This window comes from Alkaliphilus sp. B6464 (assembly GCF_018141165.1).
Taxonomy (GTDB): domain Bacteria; phylum Bacillota; class Clostridia; order Peptostreptococcales; family Natronincolaceae; genus Alkaliphilus_B.
Genome location: NZ_CP058557.1, coordinates 1,753,737 through 1,770,295 on the forward strand (window position 1 = coordinate 1,753,737; position 16,559 = coordinate 1,770,295).

Here is a 16,559-nt window from a genome sequence, read left to right on the forward strand (position 1 = left end):
AGAAAAATGTCTAATAATTATGAAAGGATACTTATTGTTAATCTGGAATATTTTTTAATATAAAATATGGGGGAGAAAGTTATGAGAATAGCAATTATTGGCGGTGGTCAAGGAGGACGTTCGATTTTAAGTACTCTTATGAGAATGCAGGAAATTGAAATTGCTGGGATAGTAGACATAGATGAAAATGCTCCTGGAATTCAACTGGCGAAAAATTTAGGAGTATATCATACTGACAGTATTCAAGAAATACTATCAAAAAGAGTTGACTTAATTATCGAAGTAACTGGAAGTAACAAGGTAGCTGATGAAATTAATATGCACAATGTTCATAATGCAGAAATTATTCGTAGTCAAGCAGCTAAATTAATGACCATTCTTGTAGGCAATGAGGAAGAGCTTACTAGCCAATTGGAAATGCAAATGAACGAAATAAGAAATATTAGTAATGTAACATCAAGTAGTGTAATGAAAATGCATGAGAGTATTTCTCAAACTACTACACTTAGTAATACATTAAATGACTTTGCAGATAGAACTATACAGCATGTAAAAGAGACAGACAAGATTATTCAATTTATGAATAAAATTACTCAACAGACAAATATTTTAGGGTTAAATGCGTCCATTGAAGCTGCTAGAGCTGGAGAACATGGAAGAGGATTTTCTATTGTTGCTAAAGAGGTACAAAAACTTGCAACTAATAGTGAAGACTTTACAAAGAAAATAGCAGAAATATTAAGCAAGATTAGTGACGAAGTATTTTCTATTAATACGGAAATTGAGCAGCTTAATACTATATCTCAAAACCAACATCAAATGGGAGCAGAATTACAAACAGCAGTTGCAGAGCTCGCTGCTTCTTTAAAATAATAAAATAGGGTGTAAATAAATAAAAAAATGATGATATACTATACCATCATTTTTTTATTTAAGTTACCTAAAATGCAGGAATAATTGCACCCTTATATTTTTCATTGATAAAGTTCTTTACTTCAGGTGAGTTAAGCGCCTTTACTAGTTTCTGTATGTTTTCATCATTAGCACTTTCTGCCCTAATGGCCAATATGTTGGCATAAGGAGAATCCTCATCTTCCAAAATTAATGCATCATTAAGAGGATTTAAATTAGCTTCTAAAGCATAATTGGTATTTATAATTGCAGCATCTGTATCACCTAAAGATACTGGTAGTTGTGGAGCATCTAGAGCAATGAAAGATAGGTTTTTTGGATTATCAATAATATCATTTTCTGTTGCTTCTAAACCTGCATTTTCGTCTAATTTAATAATTCCATATTTCTCAAGAAGAAGTAAAGCTCTACCTCCATTAGTAGGGTCATTAGGAATTGCAATTTTAGCTCCATCCTTAAGATCTTCAATTTTATCTAACTTTTTAGAGTAGAGTCCTAGAGGCTCGACATGAACTTTAGTGGCTGCTTCTAGTTTAATATTGTGGCTATTAACAAAGGACTCCATGTAAGGAGCGTGTTGAAAAAAGTTAGCGTCGATTTCTTTGTCGTTAAGGGCTAAATTTGGAAGCACATAGTCAGTAAATTCTACAATTTTAAGTTCAACGCCCTCTTTTTCTAGTATAGGTTGAACAATTTTTAATATTCCTGCATGGGGTTCGGGGGTGGCACCAACATTTAATACATTAGCTATAGTTCCTTCTTCGTTATTTGAAGCAGTATTGTTAGTTGGAGCTTTTCCACAGCTACTTAGTATTAAAGATAAAATAATAATCCCTACAATAGATAGTACAATATTTTTTTTCATTTTCAATTACCTCCTATTAATTTGTTTTGATATAAAGTTGCCGCTAAATTGTATGATTTGAACTATTACTATCAATAGTAATACGGTCCAAACCATAATTTCTTTATCAAATCTATGATAGCCATACCTAATTGCTAAATCTCCTAGTCCACCTCCTCCTACTGCTCCTGCCATGGCGGAATACCCTATAACGTTAACAAGGGTAATTGTAATACCTAAAACAATAGCTGGCATGCTCTCTGGAATTAAAACCTTAAATATTATTTGAATAGGGGTAGCACCCATTGCCTGAGATGCTTCAATAATTCCCCAATTAACTTCTAGTAATGCATTTTCGATAACCCTTGCATAGAATGGTATAGTGGCTACTGTCAAAGGCACTATAGCTGCCTTTGTGCCTATAGATGTACCAACTATTAGTCTAGTAAAGGGTATAATAGAAATCATTAATATAATAAATGGGAAAGAACGCCCAAAGTTTACTATATAAGAAAGGGTTTGATGTAAAATATTATTTTCTAAAATGTGTTTTTTTCTTGTAGAAACTAACAAAACTCCAATAGGGGTACCTATTAATACTGCAAATAACGTTGTAATTGAAACCATAAAAAGGGTTTCTTTAAATGCAGGTACAATTAATGTAATAAGTCTTGACACTATAAAACACCTACCTTTTTTGTTTTAAATAATTTAATAGATTCTTTAATATGGGTATTACTATCATCTTTATCTAATAAAAGCCTTGTATATGGATTTTGTGGAGATGAAAACACTTTGTTTACAGGGCCTTCCTCCACTATACTTCCGTCTTGTAATACTGCAACTCTATGACATATTTGCTCTATAACTTCCATTTGATGGGTTATTAACACTATAGTCACACCTAATCTTTCATTTATTTCCTTTAATAATTCTAGAATGCTTCTACTAGTAATTGGGTCTAGGGCAGAAGTAGACTCATCACTTAAAAGTATTTGTGGATTTGTGGCAAGTGCTCTAGCTATTGCTATACGTTGCCTTTGACCACCGCTAAGCTGAGACGGATAATGGTTTTTCTTATCGGCAAGATCTACCAAATTAAGCAATTCCTCTATTCGTTTGTTTCGCTCTTGTTTTTTGACACCAGCTAATTCTAAGGGATATGCTATATTATCAAAAACATTTCTGCTACTTAATAGATTGTAGTGTTGAAAAATCATACCTATATTCTTTCTTTCCTCTCTAAGCAGAGATGTAGGTAGATTGGTTAAATTAACATTATTAACCCATACTTCACCCGAAGTTGGTTCCTCTAACAAATTTATACAACGAATAAGTGTAGACTTTCCAGCACCACTAACTCCCATTATCCCGTATATTTCACCCTTTTTGATATTTAAAGAAATATCCTTAATAGCTAAAACATTACCTTCCTTAGCCTCATATATCTTTGTAATGCTGTTTAGACTTATCATAAAATCACCTCATAAAAGTATTTTAAAGAAATAAAAAACCTCTTTCAAAATGAAAGAGGTTAACTAATAAACATAATAAAATTAGACTTCCTCTCTCATCTCCCAACACAACTGTGTTGCTGGAATTAGCACCTTCGACTAAAGTCGTGGTTGCCGGGTTTCATCGGGCCAGTCCCTCCACCTCTCTGGATAAGAGTTTTCGTGTTATTCAATTTAAAATTTATTATAGTGCCCTTTTTAATTAATGTCAAGTGCTTTTTAAAAATTATTGATTTAAATTAAAAGCATCATGTAGTAGGTTTACAGCCTTATTTGTATCCTCTTCTTTGATTAGGCAGGAAATAGTAGCATGAGAATCTGAACTTTGCAGTATTCTAATATTTTCTTTAGATAGGGCTGTAACTACAGTTGCCATTACACCAGGAATACCAGTAATTCTACTACCAATAATTGTAACCTTGCTACAGGCATTTAAAATATTATATTTGAATTGAAATCTATCCATTAATCTTTTCGTTAAATCTATTTGGTTTTCATCTATAGTAAAAACTTTTTTATCTATAAAAAAATTTATCATATCGATACTTATATTAGCATCAGCTAAAGAGGAAAATAATATGCTATCACCTTGTAAATTATCATCCATGGTAATAGAAACTTGAGAAATACGATTTTTGCTTGTAATTGCTGTCAATAGTTTTTCCTTATTAGGTCGAGTGGAGTATAGTTCTTTGCCTGTATGTGTATAATAATGAACTTTAGTTCCTGGGTGAGATGACATTGTATTTTTAATTTTTATGGTAATATTTCCTTTTTTTGAGATTTCTACAGCTCTAGGATGGATAACTTGAGCACCTTTGTCTGCCATTTGAAATACTTCTTCATAATTAATTTCATCTATAATTTTTGCATTAGGAACAATATTAGGATCAGCAGTCATAATGCCATCAACATCTGTATAGATATCTACACTCTCTGCATTAAGTGCAACCCCTAAGGCAGCGGCTGTTGTATCACTACCGCCACGACCTAATGTTGTAATCTCACCTAGCTCAGTAGCACCTTGAAATCCTGTGACTATTACTATAGCACCATTACTAAGATGCGAAAGTATTTGCTTGTTGTCTATAGCTAGAATTTCTGCATTACCAAAAACAGAGTCGGTCAAAATACCAGCTTGGGGACCTGTAAGTATCACAACTTTTTCTCCCATTGCTTCTAATTGTGCACCTATTATTGATGAAGATATTATTTCTCCACAGGACATTAGTAAATCTAGGGTTTTTAGACTGTGTCCCGGGCAAGTAGAGGATATTAAATCCTTTAAAGTATCAGTTGCATAAGGTTCTCCTTTTCTGCCCATTGCAGAAAGAACTACTACAACAGATTTGCCTGCTTCTTTACATTTTAGTATTTTGCTTATTACCATTGCTCTTCTATCTTTAGTAGATAATGATGTTCCTCCAAATTTTTGGACTACTATTTTCATAAACAACACCTCTGATTTTCAAATTTCATAAACATTCAATCATACATTACATTATGCTAGAGGAATATAAATGTTTATCTTTCAATTTAAGTAAATAAAATAGAAAAAACTTATCACAAAAAGCACAATTATATTATGATTTCATAATATAAATACTTATTACTCAATAAATAAGATTAAGAAAGTTAAAAATATAACAAAGTTTTTGCTTTTTTCAAAATTATATATGTTTACAGATTTAAAAATATATTGGGAAGGATATTAAAATTCTAACAATTTTTCCTTTTTTGATTATTTTATAATGTCTTTAAACATAGGAAAATTGATGATATAATGATTTTATACAAAATCTAATAAACATAAGATTGAGAATTGTTTAACAAAGGAGACGAGATGATGAATAATAAGAGGCAAGATATCTTGGTTGTAGGTTTTGCACTATTTGCAATGTTTTTTGGGGCGGGTAACTTAATATTTCCTCCATCATTAGGGCAACAGACAGGAACTCAGGTAATTTCTTCAATCGTAGGATTTCTTTTAACAGGTGTAGGATTACCACTGGTAGGAATTATTGCAGTAGCTAAGTTTGGTGGAAATTTAGAGGTGTTAGGTTCAAGGGTAAATCAAAGCTTTGGAGTTGTAATAACTATAATAGTTACATTGGCAATAGGTCCATTTTTAGCTATTCCAAGAACTAGTGCCACTACTTTTGAAATGGGAATACTCCCATTCTTTCCAAATATGAATAGTGTAATATTTTCAATAATTTATTTTGCAATAGTTCTATTTTTTGTATTAAGACCAAGTTCATTAATTGATAATATAGGTAAGATACTGACACCGGCATTATTTATAACTTTACTAGTGATTATTATTAAAGGTATTATCTCACCTATAGGTACAATAGGAGCAAGTCAAATAGCTACACCGTTTGCTACAGGATTTAAAGAAGGATATCAAACTATGGATGCTTTAGCATCTACAGTATTAGGGTCTATTATTGTAGGATCTATTATGGCTAAGGGATATAAAAATCCTAGGGATGTATCTAGCTTAACTATTAAGGCAGGTATAGTTGCTACTATTGGACTCGGAGTTATTTATGGAGGGTTAGCTTACCTTGGTGCAACAGCTACAAGTTTTCCAACTGATATATCTAGAGCTCAATTAATAATTGGAATAACAGAAAGCATACTTGGTAACTTTGGTAAAATACTATTAGGAATAGCTGTAGGACTTGCATGTCTAACAACCTCTATTGGATTAACAGCTGCAACAGGAGAATACTTCAGTAAATTAACTAAAAACAAGTTAAGCTATAAGTTGGTCTGTATTTTGACGGCAATAATTAGTATGGTAATATCTAATGCTGGGGTAGATCAAATTACTAGTTTAGCTGTTCCACTATTGGTTGTTCTTTATCCTGTTGTTATTGCACTAATAATGATTACATTCTTAGATAAATATATACAACATAAAGCAATATATTCTGGTGTTGTATATACTGCATTAGTAGTTAGTGTGTTAGAAGTCCTTGTAGGATACAATGTTGCAATACCAGGTGCAAAGAAAGTGTTAGCAGCTCTACCGTTAGCAGATCAAGGTTTTGCTTGGGTAGTACCTACTATTGTAGTGGGAATATTGTTAATGGTTTTCTTTAAAGCATCAGAACTTTTAAGTGGACAAGCTTATACAGAGAAATAATATAACTGTATAGTAAAAATATATAATGGTGATAGCCACATTAAGTGCTGTCATCATTATTATTTTTTATAAGATAAAGTATATTTTTATGATCATTAATGGTTTTAAGAAAGCAGAGGGGTGGAAAAATTTGACCAGTGATCAACTAGAACAGGAATGATATAATAACATTAAACGATCTTTTTCAAAAAAATGAATATGTTGATTTGTATTATTGCACAAAGTCAATATATTATGATATAATAATAAAAATTATGAATAAGTACAATATCACTTGATTAATATTTTAATTATTCTAAATACAATCATAATTTTGATAATAATACAATATGTTAAATGTAATTAAGAGATTAAATTTAAAGGAGGGAGTTTAATTGAAATTAACAACAAAAATCTTATTAGGTTTATTAGCTGGTATTATTGTTGGCCTATTATTTACTGGAAGTCCTGAACTAATAAAAACCTTTGTTGCTCCAATAGGAACATTATTTTTAAACCTTATTAAAATGATTATAGTACCGCTTGTTTTTTCATCTCTAATAGTAGGGGCTGCAAGTACAGGAGATGCAAAAACTTTAGGAAGAATAGGTGGTAAAACTATGGTATATTACTTATTAACAACTGCTATTGCCATAGTTATAGGGTTGTTTTTAGGAGGAGTACTTCAGCCAGGGGCTGGGCTTACTATACCAGTAGGAGTTGAAGTGGCTCAGCAAGAAGCACCATCACTTGTAGATACTTTTCTTAATATTATACCTTCAAATCCGCTGAAAGGTTTAGTAGAAGGAAATATGCTACAAATTATAACATTTGCATTATTTCTTGGAATAGGTTTAACAAGTTTACCAGAAGAAAAAGGAAGACCATTTCTTAATTTCTTTGATAGTCTAGCTGAAATTATGTATAAGATAACAGCTTTTATTATGGAACTCGCACCTTATGGCGTGTTTGGTCTTATGGCACCAGTTGTAGCTAGCAACGGTCCAGCGGTTTTACTACCACTTATTAAAGTAATTGCCGCCGTTTATATAGGATGTATAGTACATGCATTAGTTGTATATGCACCAGCAGTAAAATTGCTTGGTAAAATGAATCCTATTACTTTCTTCAAAGGGGTTATGCCAGCTGCTGTTACAGCTTTTACAACAAGTAGTAGTTCAGGAACATTGCCTATAACTATAAAATCTGTTAAAGAAAACCTTGGAGTATCTGATAAAATAGCAAGTTTTGTTCTTCCACTTGGTGCTACAATAAATATGGATGGAACTGCACTCTATCAAGGAGTTTGTGCCTTATTTGTTGCTCAAGCATATGGGATTACTTTGACTATGCCTCAGTTAGTAACAATAGTTCTTACTGCTACATTAGGCTCAATTGGTACCGCAGGAGTACCTGGAGCTGGAATGATTATGCTAACGATAGTTCTTAACTCTGTAGGATTACCACTGGAGGGTATTGCTCTAATAGCTGGTATCGATAGAGTTTTAGATATGGCAAGAACTTGTGTAAATGTTGTTGGGGACACTTCGGCTGCAGTTGTAGTAGCTGCATCTGAAAATGAAATAGATGTGCCTTGTTCTAGTATAGTATAAATGAAGTATAAACTTTAATTATTATATATAAATCATATATCGTGATAACAAAAAGAAAGAGTCTTTATCTCTTTCTTTTGTTATTTATAAAGATATATTATTATTAAAAAAGCGATAAATAGCAGAAACAAAAATTAAATTTTCAAAGGAAATAAAAGAATGATAATGGGATCTAAAAAATATATGGATTATGGGTATACTATGTACTATATAAAGAAAATTTTCAAAAGGCTAAAATAATAACATTAAATACTGTTACTTTGTGTAGATATATGTTATTATTTAAATAGGAACTTGTATTATCATAAAAAAATAAAGATATCCAGAAATAAAAAGTTAATTTTTTAACAAAAAAATACAAACAAACAAAATGGATGTGTAAAAAAATTTTTAAAACGTGAAAAAACAGAAGCATTCATTGGAGCTACTTTAGAAAAGTTAGCATGGAAGATGTAGCGGAAGAACTTGCAAAGCTAAAATTATTACCATAATAGTAAGCATACACTACAAAAATTACTAGGTTTTGTAGTAAAATTTGGTAGGGAGGTGTTTTTATGTTTGGAAGATTAGGTACTACAGAGCTTATTTTAATACTTGGAATAGCCCTAGTTATATTTGGACCTGCAAAGCTGCCAGAACTTGGTAAGGCAATGGGTAAAGGGTTAAATGAGTTTAAATCACATGCTAACAGAATTACAGAAGATGTTAAAGAAAGTGTAGATGTAGAAGACAAGAAAGATAAAGAAAACTAATTTTAAAGCCCTAGGTATATCTAGGGCTTTAAAATTAATTGAGATTTCTTTTCCTCCTTTCTAAACATATCATTCTACGTTAGATTTTTTTAATCGATAATCCGAGGGCAACTTTAAGAGTTGCTCTTTTTATGCTCTAAATAGTATAAACAAGATTTATAGAAATTATATTTATTTTACTTACATCAAACTCATTTTCAAATTTAATACTTAAATATGGTATACTATTTTAGAAAAGAAATAATTGAGGAAGTATCATATTAGAAATTTTGTTCTTAATTATGTAATTTTCTCAAGTATATATGAAGGGTGAAATAGCTATGGTTAATGAAGGTATATTAATAGAAAATTCGGGTTTAGGACATAAAAGTGAATCTAGATATAATCATTTAAATACAATGCAAAAAAAAGCTGTACTTACTACTGAAGGTCCTGTATTGGTATTGGCCGGAGCTGGTTCTGGAAAGACAAGGGTACTTACACATCGTATAGCCTATTTAGTAGAGGAAAAAGGGGTATCGCCTTATAATATTTTAGCAATTACATTTACTAATAAAGCAGCAAAGGAAATGAAGGAAAGGGTAGAAGATTTATTAGGAGACTACTATAGGGACTTATGGGTAAGTACCTTTCACTCTTCCTGCGTACGTATTTTGCGTATGGAAATAGATAAGCTTGGTTACGAGAAAAATTTTGTTATTTATGATACTACAGATCAACAGGTTGTTATGAAGGAATGTCTAAAGAAGCTAAATTTAGATGAAAAAATGTTCCAGCCTAGAATGGTTTTAAGTGAAATAGGAAGAGCTAAGGATCAGTTAATTGGTCCAGCAGAGTACTTATCTGAGTTTGGAAATGATTTTAAAAATCAGAAGGTTGCTGAACTATATAAAATGTACCAAGATAGACTAAGAAGTAATAATGCTCTAGATTTTGATGATCTAATTATGAAAACTGTACAACTTTTTCAAACTAACCCTACAGTTTTACATTACTATCAAAACAAGTTTAAGTACATATTAGTAGATGAGTTTCAAGATACTAATATGGCTCAATATACTTTAATTAGTTTATTAGCTAGAAGTCATGGAAATCTATGTGTAGTTGGGGATGATGACCAGTCCATATATGGCTGGAGAGGTGCGGATATAAGAAATATTTTAGGATTTGAAAAGGACTTTCCAAACACTCAGGTTGTTAAGCTAGAACAAAACTACCGTTCAACAAAAAGTATTTTAGATGCTGCTAATATGGTAGTAGCCAATAATACAGATAGAAAATCAAAAAAATTGTGGACAGATAATAAAGACGGAGAAATTATACAATATTATCGTGCAAATAACGAATATGACGAATCAAGTTTTATAGCATCTACTATTGAGAAGCTTAATGATGAAGAAAATAGGCCATACTCACAGTTTGCAGTACTCTATCGTACTAATGCTCAATCTCGTGCAATAGAGGAAATGCTAATGAAGAAGGGAATACCATATAAAATTTACAGTGGTACTCGTTTCTATGATCGTAAGGAAATTAAAGATATTTTGGCTTATCTACGAACTATTGAAAATCCGGTAGATGATGTAAGTGTTAAGCGAATTATAAATGTACCTAAAAGAGGGATTGGTCTTAAAAGTATAGACAAATTTGATGAATATGCAGATGTAAGGGGAGAAAACTTTTTTAGTGCGCTTTTAGATGTAGATAAGATGGCAGATCAATCTACTAGAGTTAAAGTCCAGACAGGTAAGTTTACGAACCTTATAATGTCACTAAGAGAAAAACGTGATGAAATGACAGTTACAGATATAGTAAAGGAAATATATGAAGGTACTGGTTATATAGAAGCCTTAATGGCAGAAGATAAGGTAGAGGCAGAAAGTAGGATCGAAAACCTTCAGGAGTTTTTATCTTTAACAAAGGACTTTGATGAAAATGCAGAAGTAAAAACTCTAGAGGAATTTTTAGCAAGAACATCTCTTGAAACTACTATGGACGGAGACGATGATGAGGAAAATACAGTAGTTTTAATGACACTGCACAGTGCTAAGGGATTAGAGTTTCCAGTAGTTTTCATACCAGGTATGGAGGAAGGAATATTTCCATCATCTATGTCTTTGCAAGAAAATAATGAAGAAGAAGAAAGAAGATTATGCTATGTAGGTATTACAAGAGCTAGGGAAAAACTATATATGAGCCATGCTATGACTAGAACATTATATGGAAGAACTAGCGCAAATGCAATTTCAAGATTTTTAGGTGAAATTCCAGAGGAACTTATTCATATGGATAAGCCTTATAACAGGAAGAAGGATTTAAGAGAGATGCAAACTTCTCCACTATTTACTGGGGCTATGATGCATCAAAAGAAAGAGACTATAAGTAGTGTTGACCTAAAACAAGTAAAGGCAGGAAATAGAATTAAGCATCCTAAATTTGGCGTAGGAACAGTAGTTTCTGTTGCAGGAGAAATGCTTACCATAGCTTTTCCAAATGCAGGTATTAAAAAGATTGCATCGACTTTTATTCAAATGGAAATAATAGGATAAACTAAGACTCAATTTAAATGGAGTTTTAGAACTCTCAGCTATGAGATAAGTTTTTAAAATAGTGTGAAGGAGCGAGTCTATTGGATGAAATGAGAAAGCTAGTAGATAAGTTAAACGAGTATAGTTATCGATATTATGTTTTGGATGACCCTGTAGTTAGTGATAAGGAATATGATGAACTTTATGATCAATTAGTAGCCTTAGAGAAAAAAACAGATACAATACTTCCAGATTCACCAACTATTAGAGTAGGGGGAGAAGTATTAAAAGGCTTTAAAACCCATGAACATTTAGCACCATTATGGAGCTTAGATAAATGTAAAACACCAGAAGAGCTAATTGCCTGGGATATTAGAGTAAAAAGATTGCTTCAAAACAGTCTATTACCTATAGAATATGTTATGGAGTTCAAGTTTGATGGACTGACATTAAACCTTACATATGAAGGTGGACAGCTAGTGCAGGCTGCCACTCGAGGTAATGGTATTGTTGGTGAAGGTATTTTAGAGCAGGTAAAAACAATAAAATCTATCCCTCTTACAATACCATATAAAGAAAAAATTGAAGCACAAGGAGAAGGACTAATGGGTCTTTCTGTACTTGAGGAATATAATAAAATAGCACCAGAGCCTTTGAAGAATGCTAGAAATGCGGCGGCAGGAGCCCTTAGAAATCTTGATCCTAAGGTAACAGCAACAAGAAAGTTAGATGCATTTTGCTATAATGTTGGCTACTATGAGGGAATAGAGTTTAATACTCATATGGAAATAATAGACTTTTTAAAGAATAATAGATTCCCTGTGAGTAAATATGTAAAGAAGTTTGATAATATTAATGATGTTATAGATGAAATTAATATTATCAAAGAAGAACTAAAGAATTTTGACTTTTTAACGGATGGATTAGTTATTAAGATTAATAGTATAGAAACTAGAAGACAATTAGGTTATACGCAGAAATTTCCACGTTGGGCTATGGCTTTTAAATTTGAAGCAGAAGAAGTTACAACTCAGCTAAAAGATGTAATTTGGCAGGTGGGTAGAACGGGAAAATTAACACCCTCAGCAGTTTTAGAGGCAGTAGATATCGGTGGGGTTACTGTTAGTCGTGCAACATTAAACAACTGGGATGATATTCAGCGTAAAGGAGTTAAAATAGGCTGTGATGTTTGGCTTAGAAGATCAAACGATGTAATACCAGAAATAATGGGTTCTATTGAAGAAACCTGTGAAAATGCAGTAGATATTGAAAGACCTGAATACTGCCCTGCATGTCATAGTGAAGTGGTTGAAAAGGGAGCACATATTTTCTGTCCTAATTCACTATCCTGTAAACCTCAGTTAGTGTCTAGAATTGTTCATTATGCCAGCCGAGATGCTATGGATATAATAGGCTTTAGTGAAAAAACAGCAGAACAGCTTTTTGAAGAGCTAGATTTAAGAGATATTGCAGATTTATATGAGATTAAATATGAGGACTTAATTAAATTATCACGTTTTGGAGATAAAAAAGCCCGAAATCTTTTAGATGCAATTGAAAATAGTAAGAGTTGTAAACTAGATGCCTTTATATTTGCTCTAGGTATTCCTAATGTAGGTAGAAAAACGGCAATGGACCTGGCAAAACATTACAAGTCTTTTAAGGCTATAGAAGAATCTAAGTTTGATGAGCTTATAACCCTGCCAGATGTTGGGGATATAGTTGCACAAAGTATAATTGATTTCTTCCATGATGAAGAGATTAAAAAGAGTATAGAAAAGCTATTGGGTGAAGGAGTTAGTCCTAAATATGAAGAAGTAGAAAAGAAAGAAAGTATTTTTTCGGGTAAGACAGTTGTAGTTACGGGAACACTAGAGAAATATGGACGTAAAGAAATTAAGGAACTACTTGAAAAACTAGGGGCTAAAGTGGCCAGTAGCGTTAGTAAAAATACAGATTTTGTATTGGCTGGCGAGGTAGCGGGATCTAAGTTAGATAAGGCTAGAGAAATTATCGAATCTGGAGTAGATACTAATTTAAAAATTATTTCTGAAAAAGAATTTGAGGAAATAATTTAACGACATTAAGGAATCAATTAGCCTTTGTTTACTTTATAATATGGATCATCATAAAAACTGTACTCTGTTAGTAAATATAGATAATAGCAATTTAAAAAAGATGATATAATTAATAATGAAAAACAGAGGATAATGCTAAAAAGAGGTGAATAGCTTGATGTTCTTTAAAAAATTAGGTTATATTATCTTAGGAATTTTATTATCTATAATATTATTACTTACTTCTATAGAAATTGTTGCGTTTAATTTAACGCACTACAGAAAATCCTTTGATAAATATAACATTACAGAAGCTACAAGTATGGATATGGAAAACCTTGAACATACAATAGATGATCTGTTAAAATACTTAAAGGATGACAGAGATGAATTAGATACTAGGGCAGTTGTTAAGGGCGAGGAAAGAGAAGTATTTGGAAATAGAGAAAAGCTTCATATGATAGATGTTAAAGAGCTTTTTATGAAGGGAAGGCTTATTCGTAATATTAGTATTCCTTTAATAATTATAATTTCTTTTTTTATTATTAGAAATGATAAGCATTGGAAAAAGGGTCTTTCTAAAACTTTGCTATATACTGCAATTTGTAATATAGTCATTTTAGCCACTCTATTAATATTAATGGCAATTGATTTTTATAAATACTTTACCTATTTCCATCTTATATTCTTTACCAATGATCTATGGCTATTAAATCCAAATACAGATGTACTTATACAAATGGTTCCAGAAGCATTTTTCTATGATACTGCTGTTAAGATAATTATATACTTTGTGGGTTCTTTAATGATACTAGGGCTATTAGGATTATATTCTATTAAAAAAAACAAAACACAATATGGTAGCTAGGTCCCATATTGTGTTTTACTTTTATTTTAAAATTTATTTATCTAATATATCTTTAAGTAATTGAGAAAGTTTTCTTTCATGTTCTTTTTCTATTTTGGCTACTTCTCTAAAAAAAGCTGCTATTTCTATAAAACCCTCTTCTAATGCAATTTTTTCATATTCTTTATACATTGTATTTGATTCATAGTTTTCAGCCTGAATAGATCGTTTTAAGTTTGATTTTGTATCCTTTATACCATCTAAAAATGTAAGAATTACTCTTGCATGTTCTTCTTCTTGATTAGCTGTTCTTTCAAAAACCGAGGCAACATTATTGTATCCTTCATTTTCAGCTACCTTAGCAAAATATATATATTTATTTCTTGCCTGACTTTCACCAGAAAAGGCTGTCCACAGGTTTTTTTCTGTTTTACTTCCTTTAATATCCACTAATAAACACCCCCAAAAAATCATTATCTAGTTCATTCTAACATATTAAGAATTAACTTAAAATAGTAGAGAAAAACTAACTAGGAATATTATGAACGGTGGTAAAAATATTTCAAATTATATATAATCAGTTAAAAGAGGATATTATGGAGGATGAGAAATGGATAGTATTATTAGTCTTGCTAAATTTACCTTTAGTGAAGGTGAAAAAGAAGCACTTAGAGAACATATGGCAGATATTTTAAATTATGTTGAAATATTAAAAGAAATAGATGTAAAAATAGAAAATTTAGATAGTAATTTTAATAAAGAGTTTGCAGTTTTAAGGGAAGATAAGATAGAGAGCTCTTTTAATAGAGAGAGTATTCTTGGAAATGCATCTAGCAAAAAAGATGGATACTTTATGATCCCTAATATTTTGGATTAATAGGCGGTGAATGAAATTGGAACTCTATAACCTTAGTATGTATGAAATAAAGAAGAAAATAGAAAAAAAAGAAATAAAGGCTGTGGAGGTACTTGAAAGTACCTTAAAGAGAATAGAGAGTGTTGAAGATAAAGTACAATCTTATTTAACTTTGACTAAAGACATAGCCTTTTGCAAGGCTAATGAAATAGATAAAAGGATTGCTAATAATGAAGCTATAGGAGAGTTAGGTGGTATACCTATGGCGATTAAAGATAATATTTGCACAGAAGAAATATTAACAACATGTGCCTCTAAAATGCTACATAATTTTGTGCCGCCCTATAGCGCTACAGTTTATGAAAAACTCTTGATGGAAGATGGAGTTATGCTAGGGAAAACTAATATGGATGAGTTTGCTATGGGATCATCTACGGAAAGCTCATTTCATAAAAAAACTAGAAATCCTTGGGATATAAGTAAAGTACCAGGTGGATCTAGCGGAGGGTCAGCATCTGCTGTGGCAGCAGGCGAGGCTTTTTTTGCTTTGGGCTCAGATACAGGAGGATCGATTAGGCAGCCGGCGGCGTTTTGTGGTGTAGTAGGGTTAAAGCCTACATACGGATTAGTATCTAGATATGGATTAGTTGCTATGGCTAATTCTTTGGATCATATAGGTCCTATTACAAAGGATGTAACTGACTGTGCTCTAGTTTTAAATGCTATTATAGGATATGATTCTAAGGATGGAACTTCTATTAAAAGAGATAAGATAGATTATTTGAAAACCTTAAATGGGGAAATAAAAGGATTAAGAATTGCTATACCTAGAGAATACTTTGATGAAAATTTAAGTGAACCTGTTAGAAAGGCCCTAATTGAAGCAATACAGGTATTTGAAAATTTAGGTGCTGTCTGTGAGGAAGTATCATTACCAAATACAAAATATGCCATGGCAGTTTATTATATAATATCCCAAACTGAGGTTAGCCTTGCTTTGGCACGTTTTGATGGAATTAGATATGGACATAGGGCTTTAAACTACAGAAACATAGAAGAATTAGTTAAGTATACAAGAAGTGAAGGCTTCGGACCAGAGGTTAAAACAAGAATTGTACTAGGGACACATTGGCTAAGTGGTGATAACTATAAGGAATACTATCAGAAGGCTAATGAAGTAAGGAAATTAATTAGACTAGATTTTAATAATATATTTTCTAACTATGATGTTGTGCTTACGCCTACTTCAGCTACTGCTGCTTTTGAGCTAGGTTCGAGTCAGGAAAAATCTTTAGCAAGACAAAAAATAGATAAATACACAGTAGCTGCTAATTTAGCAGGTATTCCAGCAATATCTATTCCTTGTGGTTTTGACAAAGGCTTACCTATCGGTATGCAGTTAATGGGAAAGAATTTTGACGAGGAGACTCTTCTAAGGGTAGCTAGGGCTTTTGAAAGAAATACTAGTTTAGATCATAAACCAAGCCTATAGGATAGGGGTGA

Annotated in this window: 14 protein-coding genes and 1 riboswitch; of the genes, 9 read left to right on the forward strand and 5 right to left on the reverse strand. The window is 31.8% G+C overall.

Going from position 1 to position 16,559, the window contains the following annotated elements; translation table 11 throughout:
• The first annotated feature begins 81 nt into the window (after window positions 1-81).
• On the forward strand, window positions 82-873 hold the full coding sequence (locus tag HYG84_RS08465) for a methyl-accepting chemotaxis protein (RefSeq protein ID WP_212375738.1): 792 nt from the start codon (window positions 82-84) through the stop codon (window positions 871-873).
• A 67-nt stretch (window positions 874-940) separates the two neighbouring features.
• Here HYG84_RS08465 and HYG84_RS08470 read toward each other — a convergent pair whose 3' ends face one another.
• From HYG84_RS08470 to dapG, 4 genes are all read right to left on the reverse strand, one after another.
• Window positions 941-1,777: a MetQ/NlpA family ABC transporter substrate-binding protein gene (locus HYG84_RS08470; RefSeq protein WP_212375741.1), complete on the reverse strand. Its 837-nt coding sequence runs from the start codon at window positions 1,775-1,777 to the stop codon at window positions 941-943.
• Window positions 1,778-1,783: 6 nt separating this feature from the next.
• Complete coding sequence (locus tag HYG84_RS08475) at window positions 1,784-2,434, reverse strand: methionine ABC transporter permease (protein ID WP_212375744.1); 651 nt, start codon at window positions 2,432-2,434, stop codon at window positions 1,784-1,786.
• Window positions 2,434-3,231 carry a methionine ABC transporter ATP-binding protein gene (locus HYG84_RS08480; RefSeq protein WP_212375747.1) on the reverse strand — a complete coding sequence of 266 codons (798 nt, stop codon included), beginning with the start codon at window positions 3,229-3,231 and terminating at the stop codon, window positions 2,434-2,436. Before HYG84_RS08480 ends, HYG84_RS08475 begins: the two co-directional genes overlap by 1 nt.
• A gap of 92 nt (window positions 3,232-3,323) precedes the next feature.
• A riboswitch (SAM riboswitch) is annotated at window positions 3,324-3,427 on the reverse strand.
• Between the two features lie 69 nt (window positions 3,428-3,496).
• Window positions 3,497-4,720: an aspartate kinase gene (dapG, locus tag HYG84_RS08485; RefSeq protein ID WP_212375750.1), complete on the reverse strand. Its 1,224-nt coding sequence runs from the start codon at window positions 4,718-4,720 to the stop codon at window positions 3,497-3,499.
• Window positions 4,721-5,116: 396 nt separating this feature from the next.
• Between dapG and brnQ the strand changes: the two genes are divergently transcribed.
• The 6 genes from brnQ (at window position 5,117) to HYG84_RS08515 (ending at window position 14,221) form a co-directional block, all read left to right on the forward strand.
• Window positions 5,117-6,424 (forward strand): branched-chain amino acid transport system II carrier protein, encoded by a 1,308-nt coding sequence (gene brnQ, locus HYG84_RS08490; RefSeq protein WP_249168564.1) that lies wholly within the window; start codon window positions 5,117-5,119, stop codon window positions 6,422-6,424.
• Between the two features lie 374 nt (window positions 6,425-6,798).
• Window positions 6,799-8,016, forward strand: coding sequence for a dicarboxylate/amino acid:cation symporter (locus tag HYG84_RS08495; RefSeq protein ID WP_212375756.1), 1,218 nt, complete (start codon window positions 6,799-6,801; stop codon window positions 8,014-8,016).
• Between the two features lie 554 nt (window positions 8,017-8,570).
• Window positions 8,571-8,768, forward strand: a complete 198-nt coding sequence (locus HYG84_RS08500) for a twin-arginine translocase TatA/TatE family subunit (RefSeq protein WP_212375759.1) — start codon at window positions 8,571-8,573, stop codon at window positions 8,766-8,768.
• A gap of 398 nt (window positions 8,769-9,166) precedes the next feature.
• On the forward strand, window positions 9,167-11,317 hold the full coding sequence (pcrA, locus tag HYG84_RS08505; RefSeq protein ID WP_249168752.1) for a DNA helicase PcrA: 2,151 nt from the start codon (window positions 9,167-9,169) through the stop codon (window positions 11,315-11,317).
• Window positions 11,318-11,406: 89 nt separating this feature from the next.
• Window positions 11,407-13,374, forward strand: coding sequence for an NAD-dependent DNA ligase LigA (gene ligA, locus HYG84_RS08510; RefSeq protein WP_212382142.1), 1,968 nt, complete (start codon window positions 11,407-11,409; stop codon window positions 13,372-13,374).
• A 157-nt stretch (window positions 13,375-13,531) separates the two neighbouring features.
• Window positions 13,532-14,221 (forward strand): TIGR01906 family membrane protein, encoded by a 690-nt coding sequence (locus HYG84_RS08515; protein WP_212375762.1) that lies wholly within the window; start codon window positions 13,532-13,534, stop codon window positions 14,219-14,221.
• Window positions 14,222-14,254: 33 nt separating this feature from the next.
• Here HYG84_RS08515 and HYG84_RS08520 read toward each other — a convergent pair whose 3' ends face one another.
• Window positions 14,255-14,650, reverse strand: coding sequence for a rubrerythrin family protein (locus HYG84_RS08520; RefSeq protein WP_212375765.1), 396 nt, complete (start codon window positions 14,648-14,650; stop codon window positions 14,255-14,257).
• 160 nt (window positions 14,651-14,810) lie between these two features.
• On the opposite strand from HYG84_RS08520, the gene gatC reads away from it, so the two are divergent.
• A complete protein-coding gene (gene gatC, locus HYG84_RS08525; protein WP_212375769.1) occupies window positions 14,811-15,077 on the forward strand; it encodes an Asp-tRNA(Asn)/Glu-tRNA(Gln) amidotransferase subunit GatC in 267 nt (88 codons plus the stop codon).
• Between the two features lie 10 nt (window positions 15,078-15,087).
• The gene (gatA, locus tag HYG84_RS08530; RefSeq protein WP_334301078.1) at window positions 15,088-16,548 is read left to right on the forward strand and encodes an Asp-tRNA(Asn)/Glu-tRNA(Gln) amidotransferase subunit GatA; all 1,461 of its coding nucleotides are present in this window, start codon (window positions 15,088-15,090) and stop codon (window positions 16,546-16,548) included.
• Window positions 16,549-16,559: the final 11 nt, after the last annotated feature.